Source organism: Methylobacterium sp. WL116 (assembly GCF_008039455.1).
In the GTDB taxonomy this organism is placed as follows: domain Bacteria; phylum Pseudomonadota; class Alphaproteobacteria; order Rhizobiales; family Beijerinckiaceae; genus Methylobacterium.
Genome location: NZ_VRUV01000624.1, coordinates 1 through 2,416, shown reverse-complemented (window position 1 = coordinate 2,416; position 2,416 = coordinate 1). Strand labels below are relative to the sequence as shown.

Here is a 2,416-nt window from a genome sequence, read left to right as displayed (position 1 = left end):
GCGCTTGGGCGGCCGGCCGCCTTCCTGATGGAGTAGCGGCACGGTGAGCCAGTCCGCCATGACGTCGAACATCGAGATGCGGATGTCGGCGCGCCGCCCGCACCGCCACCATCGCCCGGCGCCTGATCGCGCAGGGGATGATCGTGCTCGGCAAGACCCACACGGTGGAGTTCGCCTATGGCGGCTGGGGCACCAACCCGCATCTCGGCACCCCGTGGAACCCGTGGGACCTCGCGGTCGCCCGCACGCCCGGCGGATCGAGCAGCGGCACCGGCGTCGCGGTGGCGGCGCGGATGGCGCCCTGGGGCATCGGCACCGATACCGGCGGCTCGGTGCGCCTGCCCGCGGCCTTCTGCGGGCTGACCGGGCTGAAGGTCACCGTCGGCCGGGTCTCGACCCACGGCATCGTCCCGCTCAGCGCGACCCTCGACACCCCCGGCCCGCTCGCCCGCAGCGTCGCCGACGCCGCGCTGCTCTACGCGGCGATCTCCGGCCCCGATCCGCTCGACCCGGCGACCCGCGGCATCCTGCCCGTCGACCCGTTCCCGACCCTGAACCGCGGCGTGCGCGGCCTGCGGCTCGCGCGGATGCCGGAGGCCGAGCGGGACGGCTGCTCGGCCGAGATGCTGACCGCCTACGATGCCTCCCTCGACGTGCTGTCCGGGCTCGGCGCGGAGATCGTCGACGTCGCGCTGCCGTTCCGCTTCGCCGACCTCGTGGCGATGAGCGGGATCACCAACGCCGAGGCCTACTTCGTCAACGGCGCGCTCGCCGAGGACGCGGCCGCGCCGCTCGGCGACGCGGTGCGCGCGCGCATCCTCGGCGGCCGCACCTTGTCGGCGCAGGAGTACCTCGCGACGCTCGAGCGCCGCGACGCGCTCAAGCGCGACCTCGCGCGCGCCTGGGACGGGATCGACGCGATCCTGACGCCCACCACCGAGACTGCGGCCGTGCCCCTGGCGGAGGTCGACGAGCTGCACCTGCCCTCCCGCTTCACGCGCTTCGCCAACCTGCTCGACCTGTGCGGCCTCAGCCTGCCGAACGGCGTCTCGCGCGGCGGCCTGCCGCTCTCGCTGCAGATCGTCGGCCGCGGCTACGACGAGGCGCTGGCCCTGCGCATCGGGCAGGCGTTCCAGGGCGCGACCGACTGGCACCTGCGGGCGCCGTCCGGGTTCTGAGAGGGCGGCTCTTCCCTCCCCCCTCAAGCGGGAGAGGGAAGAGGTGAGGTCGCGATCGGAAAAGTCGCGGTGCCGTCGTATCCCGTTCAACGTCCGGGCGTTATGGCTTGGGCCTCGCCCGCCCCGGAGGACGGACCCGATGCCGCGTTTCCCGATCGCCCTGGCGCTCCTCGCGCTCCTCGCTCCCGCCGTGCATGCCGAGACCCCGGCCACGGCCGAGCCGTCGGCGCCCTCCGTCGCCGCCGACCCGGTCCGCCCGGACAAGCCGGCGCACAAGCCGTACCTGACCGGCACGGGCGTGCCCGACACCGTCCAGATCCTGCCGGCGCCGCCGGCGAGCCACTCGACCCTGGAGGCGGCCGACCGCGCCGCCTTCAACGCCACGCGGGCGATGAAGGGCACGCCGCGCTGGGAGATGGCCGCCACCGACGTGGCCGAGGGCGCGGCCGCGATCCTCGAGACCTTCGCCTGCGTGCTCGGCACCCGCATCGACCAGGCCCGCGTGCCGGCGGTGATCACCCTGTTCGAGCGCGCGCGCCTCGACATCGCCGCCGGCACCCGCGGTCCGAAGGTGCATTACCGGCGCCTGCGCCCCTTCGTCGGCAACGAGGCGCCGATCTGCGTGCAGCGGACCCAGGCGCTCGCCGACAGCTTCAGCTATCCGTCGGGCCACGCCACCCAGGGCTGGGCCTACGCCCTGATCATGGCCGCGCTGGTGCCCGAGAAGGCCACCGCCATCCTCGCCCGCGGCCGGGCCTACGGCGAGAGCCGCGTGGTCTGCGGCGTGCACTGGCTGAGCGACGTCGCCGCCGGGCGCACCAACGGCTCGGTGATCTTCGCGGCGCTCGTCGGCGACGCCGCGTTCCGGGCCGATCTCGACCGGGCGCGGGCCGAGCTCGCCAAGGTGCTGGCGGGCGAGCGCAAGCCCCCGGATCAGGCCTTCTGCAGCCGCGAGGCCGACGCCCTGAAAAGCCCCGGCCTCGAGTTCTAGACGACCGCGATCCGTGGGAAATCCCGGATCCGTACCCGTCTCGGCACGCGATTGCGACGATGCCGTCGTGACGATCGCGCGTGCGTGACCGGGAGGCATGACCGCGCGCGCCGCGCCCCCCGTCGTCAGGTTTCGCGCGGTCCGCCCGGTCCGCGTCGCCGCGCGCGTCAACGCTCCGGCGGCGGCTGCACCGACTCGCTGCCCTGCAGCTTCAGCCGGTAGCGCTTCGGCCCGGGCTGGCCGGAGC

At 74.6% G+C, this 2,416-nt stretch carries 2 protein-coding genes; both read left to right on the top strand.

The window, feature by feature from the left end:
- The first annotated feature begins 143 nt into the window (after window positions 1–143).
- Window positions 144–1,178: an amidase gene (locus tag FV223_RS25430; RefSeq protein ID WP_246689809.1), complete on the top strand. Its 1,035-nt coding sequence runs from the start codon at window positions 144–146 to the stop codon at window positions 1,176–1,178.
- A 139-nt stretch (window positions 1,179–1,317) separates the two neighbouring features.
- Window positions 1,318–2,169 carry a phosphatase PAP2 family protein gene (locus FV223_RS25425; RefSeq protein ID WP_147729549.1) on the top strand — a complete coding sequence of 284 codons (852 nt, stop codon included), beginning with the start codon at window positions 1,318–1,320 and terminating at the stop codon, window positions 2,167–2,169.
- Window positions 2,170–2,416 lie beyond the last annotated feature (247 nt).

Excerpts from the sequence above, each read along its gene's own strand:
- FV223_RS25425 (WP_147729549.1), top strand. The coding sequence starts at position 1,318 with ATGCCGCGTTTCCCGATCGCCCTGGCGCTCCTCGCGCTCCTCGCTCCC.